Genomic DNA, 25,210 nt, shown 5'->3' on the forward strand with positions numbered 1-25,210 from the left:
CACAGAGCAATTCTTTCACGCATAAAAAAACGCCCAGCTCCGTGAGGAACTGGGCGCCTTTTGAAAGCGGAAGCGAAATTAACGCTTCGAGTACTGCGGACGCTTACGCGCTTTACGCAGACCGACTTTCTTACGTTCAACTTCACGAGCATCGCGAGTCACGAAGCCGGCTTTGCGCAGGGCGCTACGCAGGGTTTCGTCGTAGTCCATCAGGGCGCGAGTGATGCCGTGGCGGATTGCGCCAGCCTGGCCACTTACACCACCACCGATAACGGTGACGTAGATGTCGAATTTTTCGACGGTCTCGGTCAGTTCCAGCGGCTGACGAACTACCATGCGGGCAGTTTCGCGGCCGAAGAAATTATCCAGGGAGCGGTTGTTGATGGAGATATTACCAGTGCCCGGACGCAGGAAAACGCGTGCGGTTGCAGTCTTGCGACGGCCAGTGCCGTAATTTTGAGTCGCCGACATAATGAACTATTCCGTTAAAACTTCAGTTCTTGGGGCTGCTGAGCAGTATGAGGGTGAGCAGCGCCCGCATAAACCTTCAGCTTACGATACATGTCGCGACCCAGCGGGTTCTTAGGCAGCATGCCTTTAACCGCGGTCTCGATCACGCGCTCAGGGGCCTTGGCGATCAGCTTTTCAAAGTTGATCGACTTGATGCCGCCAGGAAAACCGGAGTGGGAGTAGTACATTTTGTCAGTGGTTTTAGCGCCAGTAACACGTACTTGCTCAGCGTTGATCACGACGATGTAGTCGCCGGTGTCAACGTGAGGGGTGTACTCAGGCTTGTGCTTGCCACGCAGACGGCTCGCGATTTCGGTGGCCAGACGACCCAGGGTCTGACCAGCAGCGTCGACGACGAACCAGTCGCGCTTTACTGTTTCCGGTTTAGCAGTAAAAGTTTTCATTCTTTATAGCCTCAGGGGCCGCCCTGTAAATTAGACGGCGGATCTTACTGAATAGTGCGTACTTTGACAAGTCAAAGGCAGCCGGATACAGACGCTTTCGGGGGCTCGGGTCGGCGCGTCCGTTCAACGGCAAGATTCTTCGGCGGCGGGGCATCACTTCCACTGCAGAAAGAGGTGCGCAATTATGCAGATTGCGAAAACTTTTTCAACCTGCTTTTATGATTGTTTTGCCCAAGGAGGTCCCGATGGACTATCGCCAGCTAGGCCGTACCGATCTGAACGTGAGCGCCCTGTGCCTCGGCACCATGACCTGGGGTGAGCAGAACAGCGAGGCCGAGGCCTTCGCCCAGATCGAGCGCGCCAAGGGCGCCGGCATCAATTTCATGGACACCGCCGAGATGTACCCGGTCCCGCCGAAGGCCGAGACCTATGCCACCACCGAGCGCTACATCGGCAATTATTTCAAGAGCCGCGGCGACCGCGCCGACTGGATCCTGGCGAGCAAGATCGCCGGCCCGGGCAACACCATCGACTACATCCGCGACAAGCAGCTCAAGCATAACCGCCGGCACATCGTCGAGGCCGTGGACGCCAGCCTCAAGCGCCTGCAAACCGACTGGATCGACCTCTACCAACTGCACTGGCCGGAACGCAGCACCAATTTCTTCGGCCAACTGGGCTACCAGCACAAGGCCGACGAGGACTTCACCCCGCTGGAGGAAACCCTCGAAGCCCTGGACGAACAGGTGCGCGCGGGCAAGATCCGCCACATCGGCCTGTCCAACGAAACGCCCTGGGGCACGATGAAGTTCCTCGCCCTGGCCGAAGCCCGGGGCTGGCCGCGCGCCGTGTCGATCCAGAACCCCTACAACCTGCTCAACCGCAGCTTCGAGGTCGGCCTGGCGGAAATCGCCATCCGCGAACAGTGCGGGCTGCTGGCCTACTCGCCCTTGGCGTTCGGCTTCCTGTCGGGCAAGTACGAAGGAGGCGCACGACCCGCCAAGGGCCGCCTGAGCTTGTACAGCCGCTTCACGCGCTACTTCAACCCGCAATCGGAAGCGGCGTGCAGCCGTTATGTGGCGCTGGCCCGGGAGCACGGCCTGGACCCGGCGCAGATGGCGCTGGCGTTCGTCACCCAGCAGCCGTTCGTAACCAGCAACATCATTGGCGCCACCACGCTGGAACAACTGGACAGCAACATCGCCAGCGCCGACCTGAAGCTCTCGAAGGAAGTCCTGGCAGGGATCGAGGCGATCCACAAGGATCATCCGAACCCGGCGCCTTGATCACCCGGTAAAAGCCTTCGCGAGCAAGCCCGCTCCCACAGGGTTTTGTGTCTGAACACTCTTTCGTGATCGACGCAGGACTCCTGTGGGAGCGGGCTTGCTCGCGAAAGCGATCCCGAACTCACCGAAAATCAAAGCGACCGCGCAATGATCTCCTTCATGATCTCGTTCGTCCCGGCATAGATCCGCTGCACCCGCGCATCGGCCCACGCCCGGGCAATCGGGTACTCCCACATGAAGCCGTAACCGCCGTGCAACTGCACGCATTCGTCGAGCACCTTGCATTGCAGGTCAGTGCCCCAGTACTTGGCCATCGCCGCCGTCGGCACATCGAGCTTGCCCTGCAGGTGCAACTCCAGGCAGCGATCGACGAAGACCCGGCCAATCTGAATCTCGGTGGCCATTTCCGCCAACTTGAAGCGGGTGTTCTGGAAGTCCGCGATGGATTTGCCAAACGCCTTGCGGTCACGGGTGTAGTCAAGGGTCCATTGCAGGGCCGCTTCGGCCGAGGCCAGGCCGCCGATGGCGACGGTCAGGCGCTCCTGGGGCAGTTCCTGCATCAAGTAGGCAAAACCCATCCCGGCTTGCCCGAGCAGGTTTTCCTTTGGGATGCGGACATCCTGGAAGAACAGTTCCGACGTGTCCTGGGCCTTCATGCCGACTTTTTCCAGGCGCTTGCCCTTCTCGAAGCCCGGCGTCCCCGCCTCCACCAGGAACAGGCTGGTGCCCTTCGCACCGGCCTTCGGATCGGTCTTGGCGACGACAATCACCAGGTCCGCCAGGAAGCCATTGGTGATGAAGGTCTTGGAACCGTTGATGACGTATTCGTCGCCCTCCAGCACCGCGGTGGTCTTCACGCCCTGCAGGTCGGAGCCGGCGCCAGGCTCGGTCATGGCAATGGCCGTGACCATCTCGCCAGACACCAGCTTCGGCAGGTACTTGTGCTTCAGCGCTTCGCTGCCGTAATGCAGGATGTAGGGCGCGACGATGTCGGAGTGCAATGAGAAGCCGATCCCGGTCAGGCCCAGGCGGCCGATTTCCTCGATCACCACCGTGCTGTAGAGAAAATCGGCCTCAAGCCCGCCGTATGCCTCGGGCAGGTGGGAGCACAGCATGCCCGCCTCCCCTGCCTTGTTCCAGAGCTGGCGGTCCACATGCCCCTGCTTTTCCCACTGGCTGTGGTACGGCACGGCTTCTTTTTCAAGGAAGGTTCGTACGCTGTCACGAAACAATTCGTGCTCGGGGCTGAACAGGGTTCTCGGGATCATGGGGCACCTTTTCGTTATTGTTCGACGTGGTTATCCAACAGAGCCTAAGCCGGCGAAGAATGACAGGACACTGGACACATCCGACAAAAAATAAGACGATCCAGCCGTTTGGTGACCACTTTCCCCTATAAAAATAAAGATGAATTATGTCCATGCACGTCTCCACGCCCTTGCGGCGCGTCAGTATCCTGGCTATCGACCGGGTCTTCGCCTTCACCCTCATGCAAGCCAAGGACTTCTTCTACCTGGCCAGCCTGCGCTACGGCAAACAGCTGGGCCTGGGCCTGACACCGGCGTTCGAAATCCGCCTGGTCAGCCCGGACGGCAAACCGGTCAACAGTTTCAGCGACGTGATCATGCCGGTGGACGGCGGCCTGGAAGACACTGACGTCATTATTCTCCCGGCGTTCTGGGATGACTTCCAGGCGCTGTGCCAGCGCTATCCGCAGATCCTGCCCTGGCTGCGCGAGCAGCACGCTCGCGGCGCGGTACTCTGCGGCGAAGCCACCGGGGTGTTCTGGCTGGCCGAAGCCGGGCTGCTCGATGGCAAGGAGGCGACCACCTACTGGCGCTTCTTCAACGCGTTCAAGGAGCGCTTTCCCCAGGTCCACCTCAACCAGGACAAGCACCTGACCGACGCCGACAACCTGTTCTGCGCCGGCGGCACGACATCGGCGTGCGACCTGTACATCTATCTCATCGAACGCTTCTGCGGCGCCAACGTGGCCCAGGCGGTGGCGCGGGATATTCTGTATGAAGTGCAGCGCAGCTACTCACCCGGGCGGATCGGCTTCGGCGGGCAGAAGCTGCACCAGGACGTGATCATCCTGCAGATCCAGCACTGGCTCGAAGAACACTTCGCCGACAAGTTCCGCTTCGAAGACGTTGCCCGCGAGCATGGTATGAGCATCCGCAACTTCATGCGCCGCTTCCAGACCGCCACCGGAGACAAGCCACTGCATTACCTGCAACGGCTGCGCATCGAAACGGCCAAGGGCCTGCTCTCCGGCAGCCGCAAGAGCATCAAGACCATCAGCTACGAAGTGGGCTACGACGACGCGAGCTTTTTCGCCCGCCTGTTCCGTCAACACACCGACCTGTCACCGAACCAGTATCGGCAGCAGTTCCAGCAGGCGGCGTAGCCCGGAGGCTTGGCAACGATCCACTGTGGGAGCGGGCTTGCTCGCGAAGGCGGCGGTTCAGCAGCATTGATACTGACTGACACGACGCCATCGCGAGCAAGCTCGCTCCCACAGGGTTATGCAGTGAACGGCTAAATCTCCCGCGCACAAAAAAGGCCTGCAATCGCAGGCCCTTTTTTATGCGAACGCCCTACGGCTTGTGCGCCCGCGACAGGAATTCGTGGGATTGCATTTCCAGCAGGCGACTGAGGGTGCGCTGGAATTCGAAGGTCAGGCGACCGCCGGTGTAGAGGTCCTTGAGTTCGACTTCCGCCGAGATGATCAGCTTCACGTTACGGTCGTAGAACTCGTCGACCATGTTGATGAAGCGACGGGCGATGTCGTCGGTGGTGACGCTCATCTGTTCAACACCACTGAGCAGCACGGCGTGGAAGATCTTGCCCAGTTCGATGTAGTCGTTCTGGCTGCGCGGGCCGTCGCACAGTTCGCGGAAGTCGAACCAGGCGACGTCGTCGCAGGTGCGGATGGCGCGAATCTCACGGTTCTCGATGATCAGCACGTCATTTTCGATGGCCTGGGTGCATTCCGGCGTCAGGGCGCGGAAGCTCTTGCGCAGGCTTTCTTCGGCGGCGGCATCCAGCGGGAAGTGGAACAGCTCGGCTTGCTCAAGGTGACGCAGGCGGTAGTCGACGCCGCTGTCGACGTTGACGATCTCGGTGTGTTCCTTGATCAGCGCAATGGCCGGCAGGAAGCGTGCGCGTTGCAGGCCGTCCTTGTACAGGCCGTCCGGGACGATGTTCGAGGTGGCGACCAGGGTCACGCCGTTCTTGAACAGCTCTTCCATCAGGGTGCCGAGGATCATCGCGTCGGTGATGTCGGACACGAAGAACTCATCGAAGCAGATCACCCGGGTTTCCTGGGCAAAGCGCTTGGCGATGATGGTCAGCGGGTTCTTCTCGCCACCCAGGGTCTTCATTTCCTCGTGCACGCGCTTCATGAAACGGTGAAAGTGCGTGCGAGTCTTTTCCTTGAAGGGCAGCGCTTCGAAGAAGGTGTCCACCAGATAGGTCTTGCCACGGCCCACGCCGCCCCAGAAATACAGGCCCTTGACCGGTGCCTGGTCTTTTTTGCCGAACAGTTTGCCCAACAAGCCTGGCTTGTTGTTCGACGCGGCGATCAGGTCATCGTACAGGCGCTGCAAATGGCGCACCGCCGTTTCCTGGGCTGCGTCGTGGAAGAACTCCGGGCGTTTCAGATCAGCTTGGTATCGTTCTAGGGGCGTCATATTCGTTAGCAAGGCAACAAAAACGGGCCGTCACTGTAGCGATGGCCCAAGGGAATGGCAATCGGCCCTTATTCGGGCCGATGGTCGGGTGGTCCGCTGGATCAGTCTTGAGCAGGCGTCAGGGCGACGCGCAATGCATCGATGGCGGCATCCCGGGCGGTGCTGTCGGAAAACTCCGGGCTGTGCGCCACACAGTCGTCGTCCAGCCACACACTGAAGCCCAGCTCGGTGTTGCGCACCTCCAGCGGCTGGCCGGCCTGCAACTGCTTGGTGACCTGGCCGGCCGCCTTGCCATCGGCAAAATGACGGGACAGCAACAGTTGTTCACCGTCGGCCGCCAGCAGGCGGAAACGGAAGCTGCCGTCGTCTTCGCGGAAACTGACGAAGCGTGCCGCCTTGGCAGCCTTTTTCTTCGTGCCGGCTGCCACCTGGACCTGGCTGACGAACGAACGCAGGCCAACGGCCTCACGCAGCTCATTGAGGAACGGCGTCGCCACGGCGCGGGCTTTCTTCGCGCCCAGTTGCAGGATGTCCTCGAGGTCCGACGGACGCTCGATGAGTTGGTGATAACGCTCGCGGGCCTCGCCCAGCTCGCTGTCGAGCAACTGGAACAGGCGATTCTTCGCCTCGCCCCAACCCAGGCCCTGCAGCAGTTCACTGCGGAACCCAGCCGCCTGGTCGGGCGTGGCGAAGGCCTGGAACAGGGTGAACAGGTGCGCGTTGTCCGGGTCCTTGGCTTCGCCCGGTGCGCGGGAGTCGGTGACGATCCGCGAGATCGCATCCTTCATGTCCTTGGCGCTGCTGAACAACGGAATGGTGTTGTCATAGCTCTTGGACATCTTGCGCCCGTCGAGCCCCGGCAGCGTGGCGACGCTTTCTTCGATCAGCGCCTCGGGCATGGTGAAGAACTCCTTGCCCTGGCCGAACAGGTGATTGAAGCGCTGGCCGATGTCGCGGGCCATTTCCACGTGCTGGATCTGGTCGCGACCGACCGGCACCTTGTGGGCGTTGAACATCAGGATGTCGGCGGCCATCAACACCGGGTAGCTGTAAAGGCCCATGGTGATGCCGGCATCCGGGTCTTCGCCGGTCTCGACGTTCTTGTCCACCGAGGCCTTGTAGGCGTGCGCACGGTTGAGCAGGCCCTTGGCGGCGACGCAGGTCAACAGCCAGGTCAGCTCGGGGATCTCGGGAATGTCGGACTGGCGATAGAACGTCACGCGGTCCACATCCAGGCCACCGGCCAGCCAGGTCGCGGCGATTTCCAGGCGCGAGCGCTGGATGCGCAGCGGGTCATCGCACTTGATCAGGGCGTGGTAGTCGGCCAGGAAGTAGAACGAGTCGGCATTGCTGTCGCGGCTGGCGACGATCGCCGGACGGATGGCGCCGGCGTAGTTGCCCAGGTGCGGGGTGCCGGTGGTGGTGATGCCGGTCAGGATACGGGTACGAGTCGTCATGGGTTATCGCTTGTCAGACTGCTGTCAATTCGAGAGGCGCGGCAGGATCAGATCCTTGAGATCGGTCAGCTTGCCATGAAAAAAGTGTCCGCATTCTGCCACTTTCAGCAGCTCATGGGGGCGTTGGAGCGCGTCGGACCATTCGTAGACGAGTTGGGGGTCGACGACTTCGTCGGTTTCCGGCTGGATCACGGTCAGTTCGCCGCCCACAGGCAAGGGCGATTGCGCGTCCAAACGCATCACCGCCGGGGCCACCATGAACAAGTGCTTGAGCGGTTGCCCGAGGGCTTCCAGGCGCCCGCCAAGGCTGGCCGCCACGAATCCGCCGAACGAGAAACCGAAGAGCGTCAGTGGCAGTTGCGGGTATTTTTCCCGCAGCCACGCCGCCGCGGCCTGGGCGTCGTCCACCTCACCGGTGCCCATGTCATGGCTGCCAGCGCTGGCACCGACGCCACGATAATTGAAACGCAAAGTCACCAGGCCGGCATCCCGGGCAGTGCGCTGCAGGGTCGAAACCACTTTGTTGAGCATGGTCCCGCCCTGCACCGGGTTCGGGTGACAGATCAGCGCCAGGCCACGCGGGGTCTCGCTGTCCAGGTACAGGGCTTCCAGTTGGCCCACCGGGCCGTCGATGAATACAGGGGTTTCGCGCATAAGCAAGGAAAGAACTCCGTGACCTCGAATAGGGTCAACTCGTCTAGCTAAAAGTCTGTGCCTGGCATGATTGCGATGTTCGTCGCGGTATACAGCGCAGGTCCGAGCCGTTAACGTAAAGCAAAGCCGTTTATAGAGGAAGGACTCGTGGAACACTCGCTCTTAGTTTGGTTGTTGCCGACTCTTGCCCTGGTCGCGGGTGTCGCCATTGGATTCCTGCTTGCCCGACTGCTGCCCAACGCGGTGCCCAACAGCACCCAACGTCAGCTGGACGACATTCAGGAACGTTTCGACAGTTATCAGAATGAAGTGGTCACCCACTTCAACAGCACCGCTTCGCTGGTGAAAAAACTCACCCAGAGCTACCAGGACGTACAGGATCATCTGTCCGAAGGCGCCAACCGCCTGGCCCTGGACGAACAGACTCGCCAACGCTTGCTCGCGGCCCTGCACGCCGACGCAGGCCAGGCGCCACGGGAACGCCTGACCCCGCCAAGAGAGGTCCAGGAACCGCCCCGGGACTACGCGCCCAAAGCCCCCAATTCGCCGGGCATGCTCGATGAGCATTACGGCTTGAAGAAGTAACGCCTGCCGCCAATAAAAAGCCCGCCCGATCACTTGATCGGGCGGGCTTTTTTAGCCCAAGAAAATTCCTGTGGGAGCGAGCTTGCTCGCGATGACGGCGGCACATCCCACATCACCGGTTCAGGCAGACCGCTATCGCGAGCAAGCTCGCTCCCACAGGGGGTGGCGCCAGCCACAAAAAACGGGGGCCATGTCTGCATGGCCCCCGTTTCATTTACCGCACAGCCGTTATGGGTACTGCTGGTAAGTCTGCCCCTGCTGCTGTGGCGCCTGGTACTGCTGGCCGGGGATGGCCTTGAGGTTGACTTCGACGCGGCGGTTCTGGGCGCGACCATTGACGTCGGCGTTGCTGGCCACGGGGTTGTCCGGGCCGGCGCCACGGGCGCTCAGGTTGGCGCCGCTCACGCCCTGGGACGTCAGGTAGGTCGCCACGCTTTGTGCACGACGCTGGGACAGGTCCATGTTGTGCTGGCGACTGCCGGTGCTGTCGGTGTAACCGACGATCTCGATCTGGTTCTGGTTGAACTCCTTGAGGGAATTCGCCAGGTTGTTCAGCGGCTGGTAGAAGCTGGACGCGATGTTCGCCGAGTCGGTGGCGAAGGTGATGTTGCCTGGCATGATCAACTTGATCTGGTCACCCTGGCGCTGCACTTCAACGCCGGTATTGGCCATGCTCGCGCGCAGTTTCTTTTCCTGCTGGTCGGCGTAGTAGCCGTAGCCGGCCGCGGATGCCCCGACCACCGCAGCACCGATCAACGCGCCTTTGCCACGGTTATCGTGGCCGATGGCCGCGCCGGCCAATGCCCCGGCCAGGGCGCCGAGGCCGCCGTACTTGGCGGTCTTGCTCATGCCGGAAGATTCCGTGGAGGCCTGGCCCTGGTTGTCATAAGGGTTAGGCGATGCGCAACCGGACAACAAGGCCACAGCGGTTGCGACGACGATCAAGCGACGCGAGGTGAACATGGAATGCTCCTGGTTTGAGTCTGGAGTGCCAGGGCGTAGGCAACCGACTCTGGCTGGCGTTTGAACGCGCCAATCGGCAAAAATTCCGTCCCGCTGCGTTTCGCCTGGCTGCGCTGCCTTGTGCAAGGGCCGCGGCTCAGGGCTTGGTCACCCGGTGCCGATGGCCGTCGTGCGGCCCGATGTGCAAAGCCGATGGGTGGGGGCCCTGATCAGCGCCCCCCCCCCTGGTCTATTGGCGAGCTCAGCCCTCGAGGAGGCTGCGGGCCACGCCCCTGACGATCATCTCCACTTCCCGCCCGTCCAGGGTCAGTGGCGGCAGCACGCGGATGATCTTGCCGCGGGTGACGTTGATCAGCAGACCGTGATCCCGGGCCGCGCGCAGGGCCAGGTCGCGCACCGGTTGCTTGAGTTCGATGCCGATCATCAGGCCCTGGCCACGGATCGCCAGCACATTCGGGTTGTCCGCCAACTCGGCCCGCAGCCGGCTGAGCAATTGCTCACCCTGACGCCGGGCGTTATCCACCAGCCCTTGCTCCTCGATAATCGCCAGTACCGTGCAACCGGCCCGACAAGCCAAGGGGTTACCGCCAAAGGTGCTGCCGTGGCTGCCGGGCGTGAACAGCTCGGCGGCCTTGCCCCGGGCCAGGCATGCGCCGATGGGCACACCGTTGCCCAGACCCTTGGCGAGGGTCATGACGTCCGGCACGATGCCCTCGTGCTGGAACGCGAACCACTGGCCCGTGCGACCGATGCCCGTCTGGATCTCGTCGAGCATCAGCAGCCAGGCCCGGCGGCTGCACAGTTGACGCAAGGCCTTGAGGTAACCGGGCGGCGCGAGTTGCACTCCGCTTTCGCCCTGGATCGGCTCGACCAGTACCGCGACGATGCGATCGGCATGAGCCCGCTGGACGTCCTCCAGCGCGGCGAGGTCGCCAAACGGCACCTTGATGAAATCCCCCGGCAGGCGGTTGAAACCCAGGCGCACCGACGGGCCATCGCTGGCAGACATCGTGCCCAGGGTACGACCGTGGAACGCGTTGTCCATGACCACCACCAGCGGCTGCTCCACGCCCCTGTGCCAACCATAGAGCCGCGCCAGTTTCAGCGCGGTCTCGTTGGCCTCGGCCCCCGAATTGTTGAAGAACACCCGCGTAAGCCCGGACAGTTCGGTGAGCTTGTGCGCCAGGCGTTGCTGCCAGTCGATGCTGTACAGGTTGGACGTGTGCAGCAACAGGCCGGCCTGTTCACTGATCGCCGCCACCAACCTGGGGTGGGAATGACCAACGTTGGTCACCGCCACGCCCGCCACCGCATCAAGGTATTCGCGACCGTCCTGGTCCCACAGGCGCGTGCCCAAGCCGCGAGTGAAGCTCAGCGCCAGGGGTTGGTAAGTGGACATCAGGCAGGCTGCGGTCATGACATCAAGCTCCATCGGGTGGTTTTTTCCAGTATGGTTAGCCACCCTTGCTGGATAAACGCCGCTTTACTTCAATCATTTAAAAGCCGAGCTTGATAATGGACCTGTTCCAGGCAATGACCGTCTACGTGAAAGTGGTGGAAACCGGCAGCCTGACCGCTGCGGCCCAGGCGTGCGAAATGTCCACCACCATGGTGGGCAATCATCTTCGCGCGCTGGAACAGCGCCTGGGTGTGCGCCTGATCAACCGGACGACCCGACGCCAGCGCCTGACCGAATTCGGCTCGACCTACTATCAGCGCTGCCTGGAAGTGCTGGGGCTGGTGGCCGACTCCGAACGCCTGGCCGAACAGACGCAAGGCGAACCCACCGGCACCCTGCGCATCACCGCACCGCTGACCTTCGGCACCGAACGCCTGGCCCCGGCACTGGCGGATTTCAACCAGCGCTTTCCCCAGGTCAAGCTCGACGTGGTGCTGACCAACCAGCGCCTGGACCTGCTCGACCACGGGTTCGATGTCGCCATCCGCCTGGGTCATCCCGATCCGAAGATGATCGCCCGGCCGTTGATGGACTACACCCTCACCGTCTGTGCATCCAAGGCTTACCTGGCTCGACGAGGCACACCAAGGCAACCCGCCGACCTGCAACAGCATGACTGCCTGTCGTTCGCCTACTCGGCGGGAGACGAGTGGCGCTTCGCCCAGGACCACTGGCCGATCAACGGGCCAGAGGGCGCAATCAAGGTGCCGGTGAACGGCCCCATGCTGATCAACAGCTCTTCCGGCCTGCACCGTGCCGCGCTGGCCGGCATGGGCGTGGTGATGCTGCCCGACGCGTTGGTGGCCCAGGACCTGAAGGACGGACATCTGGTGGCGCTGCTGCAGGATTACCAATTGCCCCACCGGCCCATGAGCCTGATGTACGCGCAGGATCGCTACCGTTTGCCGAAGCTACGCAGTTTTGTCGAGTTCGCCCTGCAGCGTTGGGGTAAACCTCGAACAGCGGCCGAATGAGCGCATGACGAGGCTCGCCCGGACGCCGTGCGGCGCTAGTGGCGCACCGCCCCATCGGCTACTCTGCAACCGCGAACGAGCATTTTGATATCAAGGTTGATTGAGGGACGCATGATGGGAAATGCCTCGAACATGGATGCGTTGCGGTTCGACTTGTCGGACCTGGACGAAGGCGTGCTGCACACCATCCTGGAGCTGGTCAGCGACGGCATCTGGGACTGGAACGCCAATACCGGTTTCGTCTACCGCAACCCCGGCTGGTACACGATGCTGGGTTACCCGCCGCATTCCCTCAACAACACCGTGCTGACCTGGGAAAACGTGATCCATCCCGAGGACTACCCGCGGGTGATGGCGTTGTTCGACGATTACCTGGAGCAGCGCTCCCCCGGCTACCAGGCCGAGTACCGCTGCCGCATGCGCGATGGCGGCTGGCTCTGGATCGAAGATCGCGGCTACATCATCGCCCGCAACGCCGACGGCACGGTGGCGCGCATGCTCGGCGCCCACCGCAGCATCGACGACAAGAAGCGCCTGTTCGAACAACTGGAGCGGCGCAATTCGTCATTGGAAGCGGCCATCGAAGAACGCACCCGCGAGCTGTCCCGGGTCAACCAGCAGTTGCAGGTCCAGCTCGATGAAAACCGCAGGCTGGCCGAAACCGACGCGCTGACGCGGGTTGCCAATCGCTATCGCCTGGAGCAGGCCCTGCCGCTGGCGTGCGAGCGCGCCCAGCGCTTTCGCGAGCCGTTGTGCCTGATCGCCATGGATGTCGATGACTTCAAGGACATCAACGATCGCTACGGCCACGCGTTCGGCGACGCGGCCCTGGTGCAAGTGGTGCAGAGTGTCCAGCGCAGCGAGCGTGACGGCGACTTGCTGGCGCGCTGGGGCGGCGATGAATTCATTCTGATCTTGCCCAACACCACCCTGGCTGACGCCCGGCTGGTGGCCGAAACCATTCGCCGTGGCCTGTCCGACCTGCTGCCGGTGGGCGACTTCCAGATCACCATGAGCTTCGGCGTGGTGCAGCGCCTCGACGATGAACAGCAGGCGGCGCTGCTGGACCGGGCGGACCAGGCGCTGTATCGCTCCAAGATGGCGGGCAAGAACGTGATCTGCGAGTAAAAAGAATGCAGCTTCGAGGCTCGTGAAACGGTCACAAGGGAATCCCCTGTCACCCGGTTTTCGACCTTGCCGACTCAATCCACTTCACCGTCTCGCGTTTACCTGGGCTGCGCCGGCTGGTCGCTGCCCCGGGAGCAGTGGCCTGCGTTTCCCGTCGAAGGGACTCATCTGCAGCGCTACAGTGCTCGATTCAGCGCCGTCGAGATCAACAGCTCGTTCTACCGTGCGCATCGCCCCGCCACCTACGCCAAGTGGGCTGACAGCGTTGCCCCCGGTTTCCGGTTCTCGGTCAAGGTACCCAGGCAGATCACCCATGAACGGCGCCTGATCGATTGCGAAGGATGGGTGGACGAGTTCCTGGGGCAGTGTTCGCAGTTGGGCGAAAAACTCGGGTGCCTGTTGGTTCAATTGCCGCCCTCGCTGGCTTTCGATGACGCCGTCGCCCGGGCGTTCTTCACGGCCCTGCGTGACCGATACCAAGGCCCGACCGTGCTGGAGCCGCGACACCCGAGCTGGCTTGCGCCGCAGGCCATGGCGCTGTTGCAGGCCGAGCGCATCGGCCGTGTCGCAGCCGACCCATCGCCCTTGCCCGACGGCGACCAGCCCGCCGGCTGGCCGGGCATTCGTTACTACCGCCTGCACGGTTCGCCACGGATCTACTACTCGCCCTACGAAGACGCCTGGCTGGCGCACCTGGCCGAACAATTGAAGGCCGATCCGCACACGCCGACCTGGTGCATCTTCGACAACACCGCCAGCGGCGCCGCGACAGCCGACGCCTTGCGGCTGATGAAGCTGTTGCGCGACTGAACACCGAGCCCGCCAACAAATGCGCACCGGCCAACGGTCCGACCGTGACAACGTTGCCCGCGTCCAATAGATTAGTCGGCCGGAAAAAGCTCAACGCCTTTCTCGCCTCATCCCGCTAACAGAAGTAGTGAAATTTCAATGTCCGATTCCAACACCGCTGAATCCGTAGTCACCCTCTCGTCCAAAGCGGAATACGAAAACTCCATCAATCTTTCACAGCATCTGCCCCAGGCCAAGAGCATCAGCGAGATGGTCCTGGATGCCTTCCAGTCGAACCGCGAAAGCGATCAGATCCGCGAACTGCGCACCGCCATCCGCCAGGCCCACGATGCGTTCGACGATGACAAGGCCTACGAACTGATGGGCCAGCTCAAGCAACTCAAGGACGCCGAAGCCGCCGACTTCGCGGCACTGGAAGACTTGAGCAGCCGCTTCCCCATCAGCCGCATACTTTCCAGCTACAAGGATGACCCGGCATTTCAGGAACTGGTCTATGGCCTGGCCTTGAAGGTCCTGAACCAGACCCACCAGGCCATCAGCAACCCGAGCGGCGGCAAAGGCAAGGCCTCGCGTGCCAAGAAGGACGCCGAAGTCTTTGTCATCAGCAAGGACGGCATCAGCGTCACCCTGCCCTTGCGCACCCCGCGCTCCAAGCCGAACGTCGACCGCGAAGCCTTCGAGTTCCTGGGCTTCAACTTTGTCGGCGAAGGCGATGACGCCGAGTTGGAAAGCGAAACCTTCCTGGACAATGACGGCACCGAACAACCGGTCACCCGCAAAAGCATCGTCACCGCCCTGCAACAGCAAAAGGCATTCGACGGCTACAGCATCGCCCAGCAATAACCTGTCACCCGAAGCCATTTTTTGTGGGAGCGGGCTTGCTCGCGAAGACGTCGTGTCAGCCAACATCACCGTCAACTGCGCCACCGCATTCGCGAGCAAGCCCGCTCCCACAAGGGTTCAACGGCGTTCACTGCCCCAGACACCGTCGCAAAAAAGCCCCGCGCTTCTCTCGAAGGCGGGGCTTTTTCATGGCAGCGATGCAGGCGTTCCTCAAACAGCTGCGAGCCGCTCGACCATGTCTGGAAACTTCTCGACCAACCTGATCAACAGAGCCGCCTGGGCATTGGGCCTGGACTTTTCCTGCTCCCAGTTCCTGAGCGTGCCAGGACTGGTCCTGATGCTCTTGGCGAAAACGGCTTGGGACATGTGGAGCTTGTCACGCAACGCCACAATTTCCTGGGCCGATACCTCGGGCGCTGGTTTATCTTCGATCGATACCTGGCGAAGGGTCAGCTTGCCCTCCCGGTGAGCGGCCATTTCCTCGATGCCCTGCATCATCTCGGCAAACAGATCACGTTTTTTCATAAGGTACCTCGCACTTTCAACTCAGCCTCAATGGCGCGCTTGAGCGACTTCTCTTGCTCGCGGGTCAGGTTTTCCAACTCGTCCTTGTCATAAATCGCGAACATCCAGAACTGAAGATCATTCATGAGCCAATAGTAAATGACTCGCAAACCACCTCGCTTCCCCTTGCCACGACGCTCATCGAACCAGCGCAGCTTACGAAAGCCGCCGGTACGTGGCATGACGTCACCGGCCGTTGGGTGCTGCAGCAGATAGGACTGGAGCAAACGATATTCATCGTCAGTCAGGTAATGTCCCACCGTGGCGGTGAACGCAGTCGTTTCAAAAAATAAGGTATGCATGGCAGAAACTATAAGCAAATTGCCCACAGTTCAACACGCCATAATCTATTGCGACGAATGACAGTCAATCCAGGCCTGTCTACACAAAAAACCCCGCGCTTCTCTCGAAGGCGGGGCTTTTTGTACAGCGTCTGAAGCTTAGGGTGCGTACGTCAGCAGCAGCTCACTGGGCACCTTGAAGTCCAGGGACATCATGACGCTCAGGGCGGTGATGGTGAAGATCGAGAACACGAACAGCTTGCGTGCCCAGACCGTGTCATCCACGGCCTTGTAGCCGGTCCAGGCCATGTACAGCCAGTACATGCCCATGGCGGCGGCGACGGCGAGGTAGCTCATGCCGGCGTAGCCGCTGAATGTCAGCATCAAGGTCGCCACGAGGAAGGCCAGGATATAGAGCAGGATGTGCTTCTTGGCCACCCGGATACCGCGCTTGACCGGCAACACCGGAATCGAAGCCGCCAGGTAGTCGTTGAAGCGGAAGATCGCGATGGCATAGGAATGCGGCATCTGCCACAGGCTGAACATCACCAGCAGCGTCAGCGCGGCCATGTCGAAGCTGTTGCTCACCGCGACGTAGCCGATCACCGGCGGCATCGCCCCCGACAGGCTGCCCACCAGCGTGCCGTGGACCGACTTGCGCTTGAGGTACAGGCTATAGAGGCCGACGTAGATCACAAAGCCGATCACCGCGAACAACGCCGCCAACGGGTTGGCCACCCGATACAGCAGCGCCACCCCGGCCACGCCCAGCACCGTGGCGAACGCCAGGGCCAGTTGCACCGGGATCAGGCCCTGGACCAGGGCTCGGTTCTTGGTGCGCTCCATCTTGATGTCGATGTCGCGGTCAATGCAGTTGTTGAACACGCAACCCGACGCGACCACCAAGGACGTGCCGATCATCGCCGCCAGGAAGATGGCCAGATCGACATGCCCTTTCGAGGCCAGGAAAAACCCGCCTGCCACAGAAAGCACGTTACCGAAAATGATCCCCGGCTTGGTGATTTGGATAAAGTGCTTTAAGGACATCCGGACTTTCCTCAGTGCGCCATCATGTTGGTGTGGATGCTGAACATGATCCACAACGACAGGCCGACCAGCAGGACAATCACGATCGCGGCAAAGACAAACGCGACCACGTTGTTGCGTTGGGCGGCGGAGCGGTCCAGGTGCAGGAAGTACACCAGGTGCACCAGTACCTGGACCACGGCGAAGATCAGGATGATCCACAGGGTCAGGCTCTTGGGCAGCGTCGGGTACATCACCAGGCCGAATGGAATGACGGTCAGGATCACCGACAGGATGAAACCGATGGCGTAGGACTTGACGCTGCCGTGGCCGGCGTCGTGGCCATCGTGGGAATGTGCGTTAGCCATTTACAGGGTCCCCATCAGATAAACAACGGTGAATACGCAGATCCACACCACGTCCAGGAAGTGCCAGAACAGGCTCAGGCAGCTCAGGCGCGTCTTGTTGGTAGCGGTCAGGCCGTTTTTCTGGACCTGGTACATCATGATCGCCATCCAGATCAGGCCGCTGGTCACGTGCAGGCCGTGGGTGCCGACCAGGGTGAAGAAGCCCGACAGGAAGCCGCTGCGGTTCGGACCGTAGCCTTCGGAGATCAGCATGTGGAACTCGTTGATCTCCATGCCGATGAAGCCGGCACCGAACAGGAAGGTCATGGCCAGCCAGCCCAGGACCTGGTTCTTCTTGCCCTTGAACAACGCCAGCATGGCGAAGCCGTAGGTGATCGAGCTGAACAGCAGCAAGGCGGTTTCGCCCAGTACGTACGGCAGCTCGAAGATGTCGTGGCCCGACGGGCCACCGGCGACGTTGTTTACCAGCACCGCGTACGCCGCGAAGATCGACGCAAACAGAATGCAGTCGGTCATCAGGTAGAGCCAGAAACCGAATACGGTCATCTCGCCCGAGTCGTGGTGATGGTCATCGTGCCCATGGTCATGACCATGGGCGTGTCCAACATTGGTCACTAAGTTCGACATGGTTTAAGCCTGTTCCAACGAGGTTTCAACACGGGTGGCGGAGGCTGGGATCTTCCCGGCCGCGACCAGACGTTTGTGCTGCTCGGCTTCGGTGCGCTCGATGACATCCACCGGCACCATGTAGCCCTGATCGTCACGGGCAGCATGAATCACGAAATACGCCACGGTGCCGACCAGGCTTGCGATGGCCAGCCACCAGATGTGCCAGATCATCGCGAAACCGAACACCGTCAACAGGCCGCCCATGACCACACCGGTGGCGGTGTTGTTTGGCATGTGGATCGGCTCGTACTTGGCCGGAACCTGGTACGCGGTACCGTTTTCCTTGGCTTCGGTGAACGGGTCGATGACGTCTGCCTTTGGCAGCACGGCGAAGTTGTAGAACGGCGGTGGCGACGAGGTCGACCATTCCAGGGTATGGGCATTCCACGGGTCGCCGTGTTCGCACATGTTCTCTGGCTTGTTGCGGTCGCGCACGCTGACATACAGCTGGATCAGCTGGCAGGCGATACCCACAGCGATCATCACCGCACCGAACATGGCGACGTACAGGTACGGCACCCACTCAGGGTTGGTGGTGGTGTTCAGGCGACGGGTCATGCCCATGAAGCCCAGTACATAGAGCGGCATGAACGCGACGAAGAAGCCGGTGATCCAGAACCAGAACGCTGCCTTGCCCCAGCCTTCGTGCAGCTTGAAGCCGAACGCTTTCGGGAAGTAGAAGGCGAAGCCGGCGATATAGCCGAACACCGCACCGCCGATGATCACGTTGTGGAAGTGCGCGATCACGAACAAGCTGTTGTGCAGCACGAAGTCAGCACCCGGGATGGCCAGCAATACACCGGTCATGCCGCCAATGGCGAAGGTCACCATGAAGCCCAGGGTCCACATCACGTGGCTGGTGAAGCGCAGACGGCCCTGATAGATCGTGAACAGCCAGTTGAACAGCTTCACCCCGGTCGGGATCGAAATCAGCATCGTCGCCAGGCCGAAGAAGGCGTTGACGCTCGCACCCGAACCCATGGTGAAGAAGTGGTGCAGCCAGACCATGAAGCCCAGCACCGAGATCGCGCCGCTGGCGTAGATCATCGAGTGGTGGCCGAACAGTTTCTTGCCGGAGAACGTCGAGATGACTTCGGAGAAAATCCCGAAGGCCGGCAGGATCAGGATGTACACCTCGGGGTGACCCCAGGCCCAGAACAGGTTCACGTACATCATCGGATTCCCACCCAGTTCATTGGTGAAAATGTGGAAATCCATGTAGCGGTCAAGCGTCAGCAGAGCCAGGGTAGCGGTCAGGATCGGGAACGAAGCGACGATCAGCACGTTGGCCCAGGTGCAGGTCCAGGTGAAGATCGGCATGTCCATCAACTTCATGCCAGGGGTACGCATTTTCAGCACGGTGGCGAGGAAGTTGACCCCCGTCAGCGTCGTACCCAACCCGGATAGCTGTAGCGCCCAGATGTAGTAATCCATCCCCACGCCCGGACTGTATTGCAAGCCCGACAGCGGCGGATAGGCCACCCAACCGGTCTTGGCGAATTCGCCAACGCCCAGGGACAGGTTGATCAGCACCACGCCGGAAACCAGCAGCCAGAAGCTCAGGGAGTTCAGGAACGGGAAGGCAACGTCACGCGCGCCGATCTGCAGCGGCACTGCAAGGTTCATCAGGCCGGTGAAGAAAGGCATCGCCATGAAGATGATCATGATCACACCGTGGGCGGTGAAGATCTGGTCATAGTGTTCAGGCGGCAGGTAGCCAGGCGAACCCTCGGTGGCCATGGCCAACTGGGTACGCATCATGATGGCGTCGGCAAAACCACGCAGCAGCATGACCATGGCGACGATGATGTACATCACGCCGATTTTCTTGTGGTCGACCGAGGTCAGCCACTCGGTCCACAGGTAGGTCCACTTCTTGAAGTAAGTGATACCCGCAAACAGCGCCAGGCCACCGAGCGCGATGATGGCGAGGGTCACCATGACAATCGGCTCGTGGAACGGGATCGCTTCCCAACTTAATTTACCAAACATCGTTTACTCCTCTGCCCCGGCAGCTGAATGCGAACTCATGTCCATCCCTTCCATGTTGTGAGCCACTTCCTTCTCTTTCTTCTCGTGGTGCATCGGCTTGCCCGGGTTCATCCCTTCATACTTGTCGATGATGGTCTGGAACAGGTTCGGCGTGACCGAGGAGTAGAGTTCGACTGGGTTGTTCTGGCTCGGCTTGGAAAGGGCTTCGTATTCAGCTTTTTCAAGCTGTTTAGGTGCCTTTTTCACTTCGTTGACCCAGGCGTCGAAATCTTCCTGGGTCGTGGCGATTGCCTTGAACTTCATGCCGGTGAAACCTGCACCGCTGTAGTTGGCGGAGATACCGTCGAGTTCAGCGTTCTGGTTGGCAATCAGGTGCAGCTTGGTCTGCATGCCCGCCATCGCGTAGATCTGGCCGCCCAGGCCCGGGATGAAGAACGAGTTCATCACGGTGTCGGAGGTGACCTTGAAGTTGATCGGCGTGTGGGCCGGGAACACGATCTTGTTGACGGTGGCGATGCCTTGTTCCGGGTAGATGAACAGCCACTTCCAGTCCATCGAGACGACTTCGATGGTGACCGGCTTGACGTCCGAATCCAGCGGACGGTAAGGGTCCAGGGCGTGGGTCGACTTGTAGGTGACATAACCCAGGGCAATGATGATCAGGACTGGAATCGTCCACACCGCGACTTCGATCTTGGTCGAGTGCGACCACTTCGGCGTGTACACGGCCTTGGTGTTGGACGCGCGGTATTTCCAGGCGAACAGGAAGGTCATGACGATAACCGGCACGACCACCAGCAGCATCAGCAGCGTGGCGGTGATGATCAGGTTGCGCTCATCCAGGCCGACCTGGCCCTTGGGATCGAGCAAGGTCATGTTGCAGCCTCCCAGCAGCAACGTGCCGAGCAACGGCAACAAGCCTAGTAATCGGGGGTACCTGTTTTTACTCATCTCACGACCTCTAAAGCAGCTTGCGCAATGCAGTTGGGTTTTGATCGCCAACACTTCACCCTGCCAAGGGTTGGCATTTTTCTTGGATTGAATAAGGGCTGCCCGTCGAACGTCAGACGCTGTTCGACACATCCTGGGCCAGCAGTGAGTTCTTATTCGTTGGTCAAAAGGCCTAGTTCAAGCCCAATTCCATTTGGTGCGGGTATTGGAGGCTCCGACACCTGGGGTCGCATGGGGCGCTGGCGCCCTTCGACCACCCTCGTGCTCAAAGCCTGAGCCGGGTCGGAAAATCGGTGCGGGCGATTGTAGTGAGCTGAGGCGCTGTAGACCATGTTTCATCCCGAAATAATTTTTCTCCGATCCGGCAATAATCCTTCACCGAAATTGCAACAGGCCAGCATGTTATCGAAATTGATTCTCAACAAGAACCCCAAAAAAGGTAAGGCTACTACGCCCGATTTAGACAGCCTGGCGTATTCACGGTGAAGATTTTTTCGCGCAAAGCGCCTGTTTTACGGGGGTTGGGCCGCCCGTCGCTTCGCTGTTAAAAATGCCTGCTGGCCGGGAAGAGGGTTTTACGAAATCCGCCGAACTTTTGTTACAGGAGTGGGTGTTTATTCACCCCCGCAAAGGCGGTAGGACTCCAAATATGTGACAACATGTCGCACATTGTCGCAGGCCATTCTTGCCTCGGATCAAGGACGACCCGCCACAAGGCTGAAACGAAAAACGCCCCGGCTCTGCTGGAGAGAAACCGGGGCGTTCAGCAAGGGGGATTCAGCGCAATTGCTTGCGGTTGCGCGACACCAGCAAGGGCACCAGCACCACCGTCAGGACGAAGGCCACCAGGGCCCATTGCGCCAGGGACAGGCCGAGGATCGGCGGGTAGGGGGTGGAGCAGAAGCCATCGACCTGGAACCCCAGCGGGAAGATCTTCGCCAGTGGCAGGCCGTCGACAATCGGCTGCAACACATCAACGCCGCAGCTGACGGCCGGGAAGAACTGGGTGTACACGTGATGCCCCGCCACCCCTGCGCCGGCCAGGGCACTGAGCACCACCAGCCCCTCGAAAATCGTCACGCTGCGACGGGTGCGCATGGCCGCACCAATAAAGGCGAAGATTGCGATCAGCAATAGCGCATAGCGCTGCAGGATGCACAGCGGGCACGGCGCCTCGCCGAGGGCCACCTGCATGTACAGCGCGCCGCCGATCAACGCCAGGCAGATCAGCCCCAGCAACACCAGATAGCGCCGCTCACGACCTAACCGCGTCATTTCCTCATTCATTGCGTTTCCCTTTGTCTACATGGATCAACGCGCGGCCTTGCAACACTCGGCGCGCCATCGGATGGCCGAAGTCTACACGCTGACCATGACAGTGAACGAGCGGCCGCCGGCAACTTTGCAGGCAATAGACAGGAAAAGCGTTAAGGGCGGATTAATTTGCGTGGGTGCAAAGGCTTTGGGAATGGGGTTGGGCATGCTGGCCCCTTCGCGAGCAAGCTCGCTCCCACTGGTTTTTTCGGGGTGTTCACGGGCTGTGTTCACGCCAAAACGTTGTGGGAGCGGGCCTGCCAGGCTGTTTACTCCAGCGCCGCCGCCGGCCCGAAGAATTCGTAGCGGCTCTGCCCATCCGGCACGCCCAGGGCCTTGAGGTGGCGCTTGACGGCGCCCATGAAGCCCTTCGGCCCGAGGAAGTAAGCGTCCAGGTCACGCTGTTCCGGCAGCCAGTGCGCCAGTTGCGCCTCGCTCAACAACCCGACCTTGTCGGCCGGCGGGCTCACGCCGTCGTCTTCGTCGTAGCAGTAGAAACGCTTGAGTTGCGGGTGCCGTTTGGCCAGGTCGTCGATCCAGTCACGGAACGCATGGGCCCGGCCGTTGCGGGCGCAGTGGATGAAATGCACCGGGCGCTCGGTTTGCAAGGCCGCTTGCAACATCGCCAGGGTCGGGGTGATGCCAACGCCGCCACTGATCAGCACCAGCGGCTTGTCGCTGGCCGTCAGGTAGAAATCCCCGGACGGCGGGAACAGCTGGATGCTGTCGCCGATCTGGACATGATGATGCAGGTGGTTGGACACCCGCCCGCCTGGCTCGCGCTTGACGCTGATCCGGTATTGGCCGTTGTCCGCCAGGGCCGACAGCGAATAGTTGCGACGCACTTCCTCGCCGTCCAGGATCAGCTTCATACCGATGTACTGGCCGGGCTCGGCGAGCAGGACCGGCCCCTTGTCCGCTGGCTCGAAGTAGAACGACGTGATCTCCGAGCTCTCCTGCACCTTGGCCGTCAGCACGAACGTCCGCTCGCCACGCCAGCCACCCGGCGCCGCGGCTTTCTGCTCATACAGGCCAGACTCGGCACCGATCAGGATATCGGCCAATTGGTTGTAGGCCGCCGCCCATGCGGAAATCACTTCGGGGGTAGCGATCTCTTCGCCCAGCACCTCGGCAATCGCCCGCAGCAGGCAGGAACCGACAATCGGATAATGCTCCGGCAGGATCTGCAAGGCGACGTGCTTGTTGACGATCTTCGCCACCAGGTCTCCCAACTGGTCGAGCTGGTCGATGTGGCGGGCATACATCAACACGCCATTGGCCAATGCCCGGGGCTGATCGCCACTGGCCTGGTGCGCCTGGTTGAACAGCGGGCGTACCTGAGGGTATTCGGACAGCATCATGCGGTAGAAATGGGTGATCAGTGCCTCGCCGCCGCTTTCCAGCAATGGAACGGTGGCACGAATAATGGCGCGTTGTTCTTGACTGAGCATTAAGGTGACTCCTGATGTGTACGAATACCCTCTCTTATCAGTTTCCATGCCAATATTTTTATCCTTATTTATCAATTAGTTATAAATAAAGTAGTCATAAAGACACAGACCGCTTTATAGTCCTTGTGACTACATGGAGTCATTATGACCGCAACCTCCCTACTCACCTCCCTGCTGCCGCTGGTGGCCGACCTGTCTCGCGAATTGCCTGAAGGCGAACGCTATCGCCGCCTGCTCGGCGCCTTGCGCGCGTTGTTGCCCTGCGATGCGGCCGCCTTGTTGCGCCTTGACGGAGACTGCCTGGTGCCCCTGGCGGTGGATGGGTTGAGCGCCGACACACTGGGTCGGCGCTTCCGGGTGAGCGAACACCCGCGCTTCGAGGCCCTGCTGGCCAACCCGGAGCCTACCCGCTTCGCCGCCGACAGCGCCCTGCCCGACCCCTACGACGGCTTGGTCGAAGGCCTGGACGAACACCTTGAAGTCCATGACTGCATGGGCTGCCCGCTGTTCGTCGATGAGCGCCCCTGGGGCCTGTTGACCCTCGACGCGCTGGACCCGGGGCGCTTCGAACTGATCGATCTCGGTGCCCTGCAAGCCTTCGCCAGCCTCGCCGCCGCAACGGTCAGCGCTGCCGAACGCATTGAGCGCCTGGCCTTGAAGGCCGAAGACGAACACCGTCGCGCCGAGGTCTATCGCCAGGCCAGCGGCCAACAGCACCGCGACATGGTCGGCCAGAGCAAGGCCCACAAGCGCCTGGTGGAAGAAATCAACCTGGTGGGCGGCAGCGACCTGACCGTGCTGATCACAGGCGAAACCGGGGTCGGCAAGGAACTGGTGGCCCAGGCCATCCATGGCGCCTCGAAACGCGCCGAACAGCCGCTGATCAGCCTCAACTGCGCCGCGCTGCCGGACACGCTGGTGGAAAGCGAGCTCTTCGGCCATGTACGAGGGGCCTTCACCGGCGCCACCAGTGACCGGCGCGGCAAATTCGAACTGGCCGACGGCGGGACGTTGTTCCTCGACGAAGTGGGCGAGCTGTCGCTGACCGTCCAGGCCAAGCTGTTGCGCGTGCTGCAAAGCGGCCAGTTGCAACGGCTGGGCTCGGACAAGGAGCACCGGGTCGATGTACGGCTGATCGCGGCCACCAATCGCGACCTCGCCGAAGAAGTGCGCAACGGCCGTTACCGGGCCGACTTCTATCATCGCTTGAGTGTGTATCCGCTGCAGGTTCCGGCGCTTCGCGATCGCGGCCGGGACGTGCTGTTGCTCAGCGGCTTCTTCCTGGAGCAGAACCGTTCGCGCATGGGCCTGGGCAGCTTGCGCCTGAGCAGCGATGCCCAGGCGGCTCTGTTGGCCTACGACTGGCCGGGCAATGTGCGCGAGCTGGAGCACCTGATCGGCCGCAGCGCCCTGAAGGCCCTGGGCCGTTGCCCGGTGCGACCGAAAATCCTCAGCCTCGGCGCCCAGGACCTGGACCTGCCGCAAGTCGCTGTGGATAACGCCGCGCCCTCGGCCGTCAATCCGCAGCCCAACATGACCGGGTTCACCGGGGATCTGCGCGAAGCCGTCGATCAGTTCCAACGCAGCCTCATCGGCACGGCCCTGGAACGCCACCAGCACAATTGGGCCAGCGCCGCCCGTGAGCTGGGCCTGGACCGGGCGAACCTGGGGCGGATGGCGCGGCGGTTAGGGCTTAAATAGTTTTTGTGACGAGGGCGTCTGCTCAAGACGATCCCGCTGTCGACAGGTTTCCCCCTAAAGCCTGCCCCCAACGGGTCGATAACCCGTTATCACAAGCTGTTTTGGCGTTCTTCACGCTCGCCCCA

25 protein-coding genes are annotated in these 25,210 nt (G+C 61.2%); 8 read left to right on the forward strand and 17 right to left on the reverse strand.

Features of this window, described 5'->3' with window-relative positions:
- Positions 1-78 precede the first annotated feature (78 nt).
- Positions 79-471 (reverse strand): 30S ribosomal protein S9, encoded by a 393-nt coding sequence (locus tag VM99_19475; GenBank protein AKK00146.1) that lies wholly within the window; start codon positions 469-471, stop codon positions 79-81.
- 14 nt (positions 472-485) lie between these two features.
- Entirely contained in the window at positions 486-914 is a 429-nt protein-coding gene (locus VM99_19480) for a 50S ribosomal protein L13 (protein AKK00147.1), read from the reverse strand.
- 245 nt (positions 915-1,159) lie between these two features.
- Here VM99_19480 and VM99_19485 point away from each other — a divergent pair, with 245 nt between their 5' ends.
- Positions 1,160-2,200 (forward strand): aldo/keto reductase, encoded by a 1,041-nt coding sequence (locus VM99_19485; GenBank protein ID AKK00148.1) that lies wholly within the window; start codon positions 1,160-1,162, stop codon positions 2,198-2,200.
- A gap of 131 nt (positions 2,201-2,331) precedes the next feature.
- Here VM99_19485 and VM99_19490 read toward each other — a convergent pair whose 3' ends face one another.
- Positions 2,332-3,468, reverse strand: coding sequence for an acyl-CoA dehydrogenase (locus VM99_19490; GenBank protein AKK00149.1), 1,137 nt, complete (start codon positions 3,466-3,468; stop codon positions 2,332-2,334).
- A gap of 146 nt (positions 3,469-3,614) precedes the next feature.
- Here VM99_19490 and VM99_19495 point away from each other — a divergent pair, with 146 nt between their 5' ends.
- Positions 3,615-4,610, forward strand: a complete 996-nt coding sequence (locus tag VM99_19495; protein AKK00150.1) for an AraC family transcriptional regulator — start codon at positions 3,615-3,617, stop codon at positions 4,608-4,610.
- A gap of 190 nt (positions 4,611-4,800) precedes the next feature.
- Here the strand turns inward: VM99_19495 and VM99_19500 are convergent, their stop codons facing one another.
- From VM99_19500 to VM99_19510, 3 genes are all read right to left on the reverse strand, one after another.
- Positions 4,801-5,895 carry an ATPase gene (locus VM99_19500; GenBank protein ID AKK00151.1) on the reverse strand — a complete coding sequence of 365 codons (1,095 nt, stop codon included), beginning with the start codon at positions 5,893-5,895 and terminating at the stop codon, positions 4,801-4,803.
- Between the two features lie 101 nt (positions 5,896-5,996).
- Positions 5,997-7,352, reverse strand: a complete 1,356-nt coding sequence (locus VM99_19505; protein ID AKK00152.1) for a tryptophan--tRNA ligase — start codon at positions 7,350-7,352, stop codon at positions 5,997-5,999.
- Between the two features lie 24 nt (positions 7,353-7,376).
- Entirely contained in the window at positions 7,377-8,006 is a 630-nt protein-coding gene (locus VM99_19510; protein AKK00153.1) for an alpha/beta hydrolase, read from the reverse strand.
- A 147-nt stretch (positions 8,007-8,153) separates the two neighbouring features.
- Here VM99_19510 and VM99_19515 point away from each other — a divergent pair, with 147 nt between their 5' ends.
- The gene (locus tag VM99_19515; GenBank protein AKK00154.1) at positions 8,154-8,591 is read left to right on the forward strand and encodes a cytochrome D ubiquinol oxidase subunit III; all 438 of its coding nucleotides are present in this window, start codon (positions 8,154-8,156) and stop codon (positions 8,589-8,591) included.
- 228 nt (positions 8,592-8,819) lie between these two features.
- Here VM99_19515 and VM99_19520 read toward each other — a convergent pair whose 3' ends face one another.
- Both VM99_19520 and VM99_19525 read right to left on the reverse strand, forming a co-directional pair.
- Positions 8,820-9,554, reverse strand: a complete 735-nt coding sequence (locus VM99_19520; GenBank protein ID AKK00155.1) for a cell envelope biogenesis protein OmpA — start codon at positions 9,552-9,554, stop codon at positions 8,820-8,822.
- Positions 9,555-9,795: 241 nt separating this feature from the next.
- On the reverse strand, positions 9,796-10,971 hold the full coding sequence (locus VM99_19525) for an acetylornithine aminotransferase (GenBank protein ID AKK00156.1): 1,176 nt from the start codon (positions 10,969-10,971) through the stop codon (positions 9,796-9,798).
- Between the two features lie 98 nt (positions 10,972-11,069).
- On the opposite strand from VM99_19525, the gene VM99_19530 reads away from it, so the two are divergent.
- The 4 genes from VM99_19530 to VM99_19545 all read left to right on the forward strand — a co-directional run bounded on the left by VM99_19530 (position 11,070) and on the right by VM99_19545 (position 14,768).
- Entirely contained in the window at positions 11,070-11,987 is a 918-nt protein-coding gene (locus tag VM99_19530) for a LysR family transcriptional regulator (protein AKK00157.1), read from the forward strand.
- A gap of 114 nt (positions 11,988-12,101) precedes the next feature.
- On the forward strand, positions 12,102-13,115 hold the full coding sequence (locus VM99_19535) for a diguanylate cyclase (protein ID AKK01802.1): 1,014 nt from the start codon (positions 12,102-12,104) through the stop codon (positions 13,113-13,115).
- A gap of 66 nt (positions 13,116-13,181) precedes the next feature.
- Positions 13,182-13,925, forward strand: a complete 744-nt coding sequence (locus tag VM99_19540; GenBank protein AKK00158.1) for a hypothetical protein — start codon at positions 13,182-13,184, stop codon at positions 13,923-13,925.
- 138 nt (positions 13,926-14,063) lie between these two features.
- Positions 14,064-14,768 (forward strand): hypothetical protein, encoded by a 705-nt coding sequence (locus VM99_19545; protein AKK00159.1) that lies wholly within the window; start codon positions 14,064-14,066, stop codon positions 14,766-14,768.
- Between the two features lie 210 nt (positions 14,769-14,978).
- Here the strand turns inward: VM99_19545 and VM99_19550 are convergent, their stop codons facing one another.
- From VM99_19550 to VM99_19590, 9 genes are all read right to left on the reverse strand, one after another.
- Positions 14,979-15,293: an XRE family transcriptional regulator gene (locus tag VM99_19550; protein ID AKK00160.1), complete on the reverse strand. Its 315-nt coding sequence runs from the start codon at positions 15,291-15,293 to the stop codon at positions 14,979-14,981.
- Positions 15,290-15,634: a toxin gene (locus VM99_19555; GenBank protein AKK00161.1), complete on the reverse strand. Its 345-nt coding sequence runs from the start codon at positions 15,632-15,634 to the stop codon at positions 15,290-15,292. The genes VM99_19550 and VM99_19555 overlap by 4 nt, the downstream gene beginning before the upstream one ends.
- A 138-nt stretch (positions 15,635-15,772) precedes the next feature.
- Positions 15,773-16,660: a protoheme IX farnesyltransferase gene (locus VM99_19560; protein ID AKK00162.1), complete on the reverse strand. Its 888-nt coding sequence runs from the start codon at positions 16,658-16,660 to the stop codon at positions 15,773-15,775.
- An 11-nt stretch (positions 16,661-16,671) separates the two neighbouring features.
- Positions 16,672-17,007 (reverse strand): cytochrome C oxidase, encoded by a 336-nt coding sequence (locus tag VM99_19565; GenBank protein AKK00163.1) that lies wholly within the window; start codon positions 17,005-17,007, stop codon positions 16,672-16,674.
- Complete coding sequence (locus VM99_19570; GenBank protein ID AKK00164.1) at positions 17,008-17,634, reverse strand: cytochrome o ubiquinol oxidase subunit III; 627 nt, start codon at positions 17,632-17,634, stop codon at positions 17,008-17,010. It abuts the gene before it with no gap.
- A 3-nt stretch (positions 17,635-17,637) separates the two neighbouring features.
- Positions 17,638-19,668, reverse strand: coding sequence for a cytochrome o ubiquinol oxidase subunit I (locus VM99_19575; GenBank protein AKK00165.1), 2,031 nt, complete (start codon positions 19,666-19,668; stop codon positions 17,638-17,640).
- Positions 19,669-19,671: 3 nt separating this feature from the next.
- Positions 19,672-20,619, reverse strand: a complete 948-nt coding sequence (locus VM99_19580; GenBank protein AKK00166.1) for a ubiquinol oxidase subunit II — start codon at positions 20,617-20,619, stop codon at positions 19,672-19,674.
- Between the two features lie 777 nt (positions 20,620-21,396).
- On the reverse strand, positions 21,397-21,906 hold the full coding sequence (locus tag VM99_19585; protein ID AKK00167.1) for a disulfide bond formation protein B: 510 nt from the start codon (positions 21,904-21,906) through the stop codon (positions 21,397-21,399).
- A gap of 296 nt (positions 21,907-22,202) precedes the next feature.
- Entirely contained in the window at positions 22,203-23,384 is a 1,182-nt protein-coding gene (locus VM99_19590; protein AKK00168.1) for a dihydropteridine reductase, read from the reverse strand.
- A gap of 144 nt (positions 23,385-23,528) precedes the next feature.
- Between VM99_19590 and VM99_19595 the strand changes: the two genes are divergently transcribed.
- Positions 23,529-25,085 (forward strand): transcriptional regulator, encoded by a 1,557-nt coding sequence (locus VM99_19595; GenBank protein AKK00169.1) that lies wholly within the window; start codon positions 23,529-23,531, stop codon positions 25,083-25,085.
- The last annotated feature ends 125 nt before the right edge of the window (positions 25,086-25,210 follow it).

The organism is Pseudomonas chlororaphis (assembly GCA_001023535.1).
GTDB lineage: Bacteria > Pseudomonadota > Gammaproteobacteria > Pseudomonadales > Pseudomonadaceae > Aquipseudomonas > Aquipseudomonas chlororaphis_E.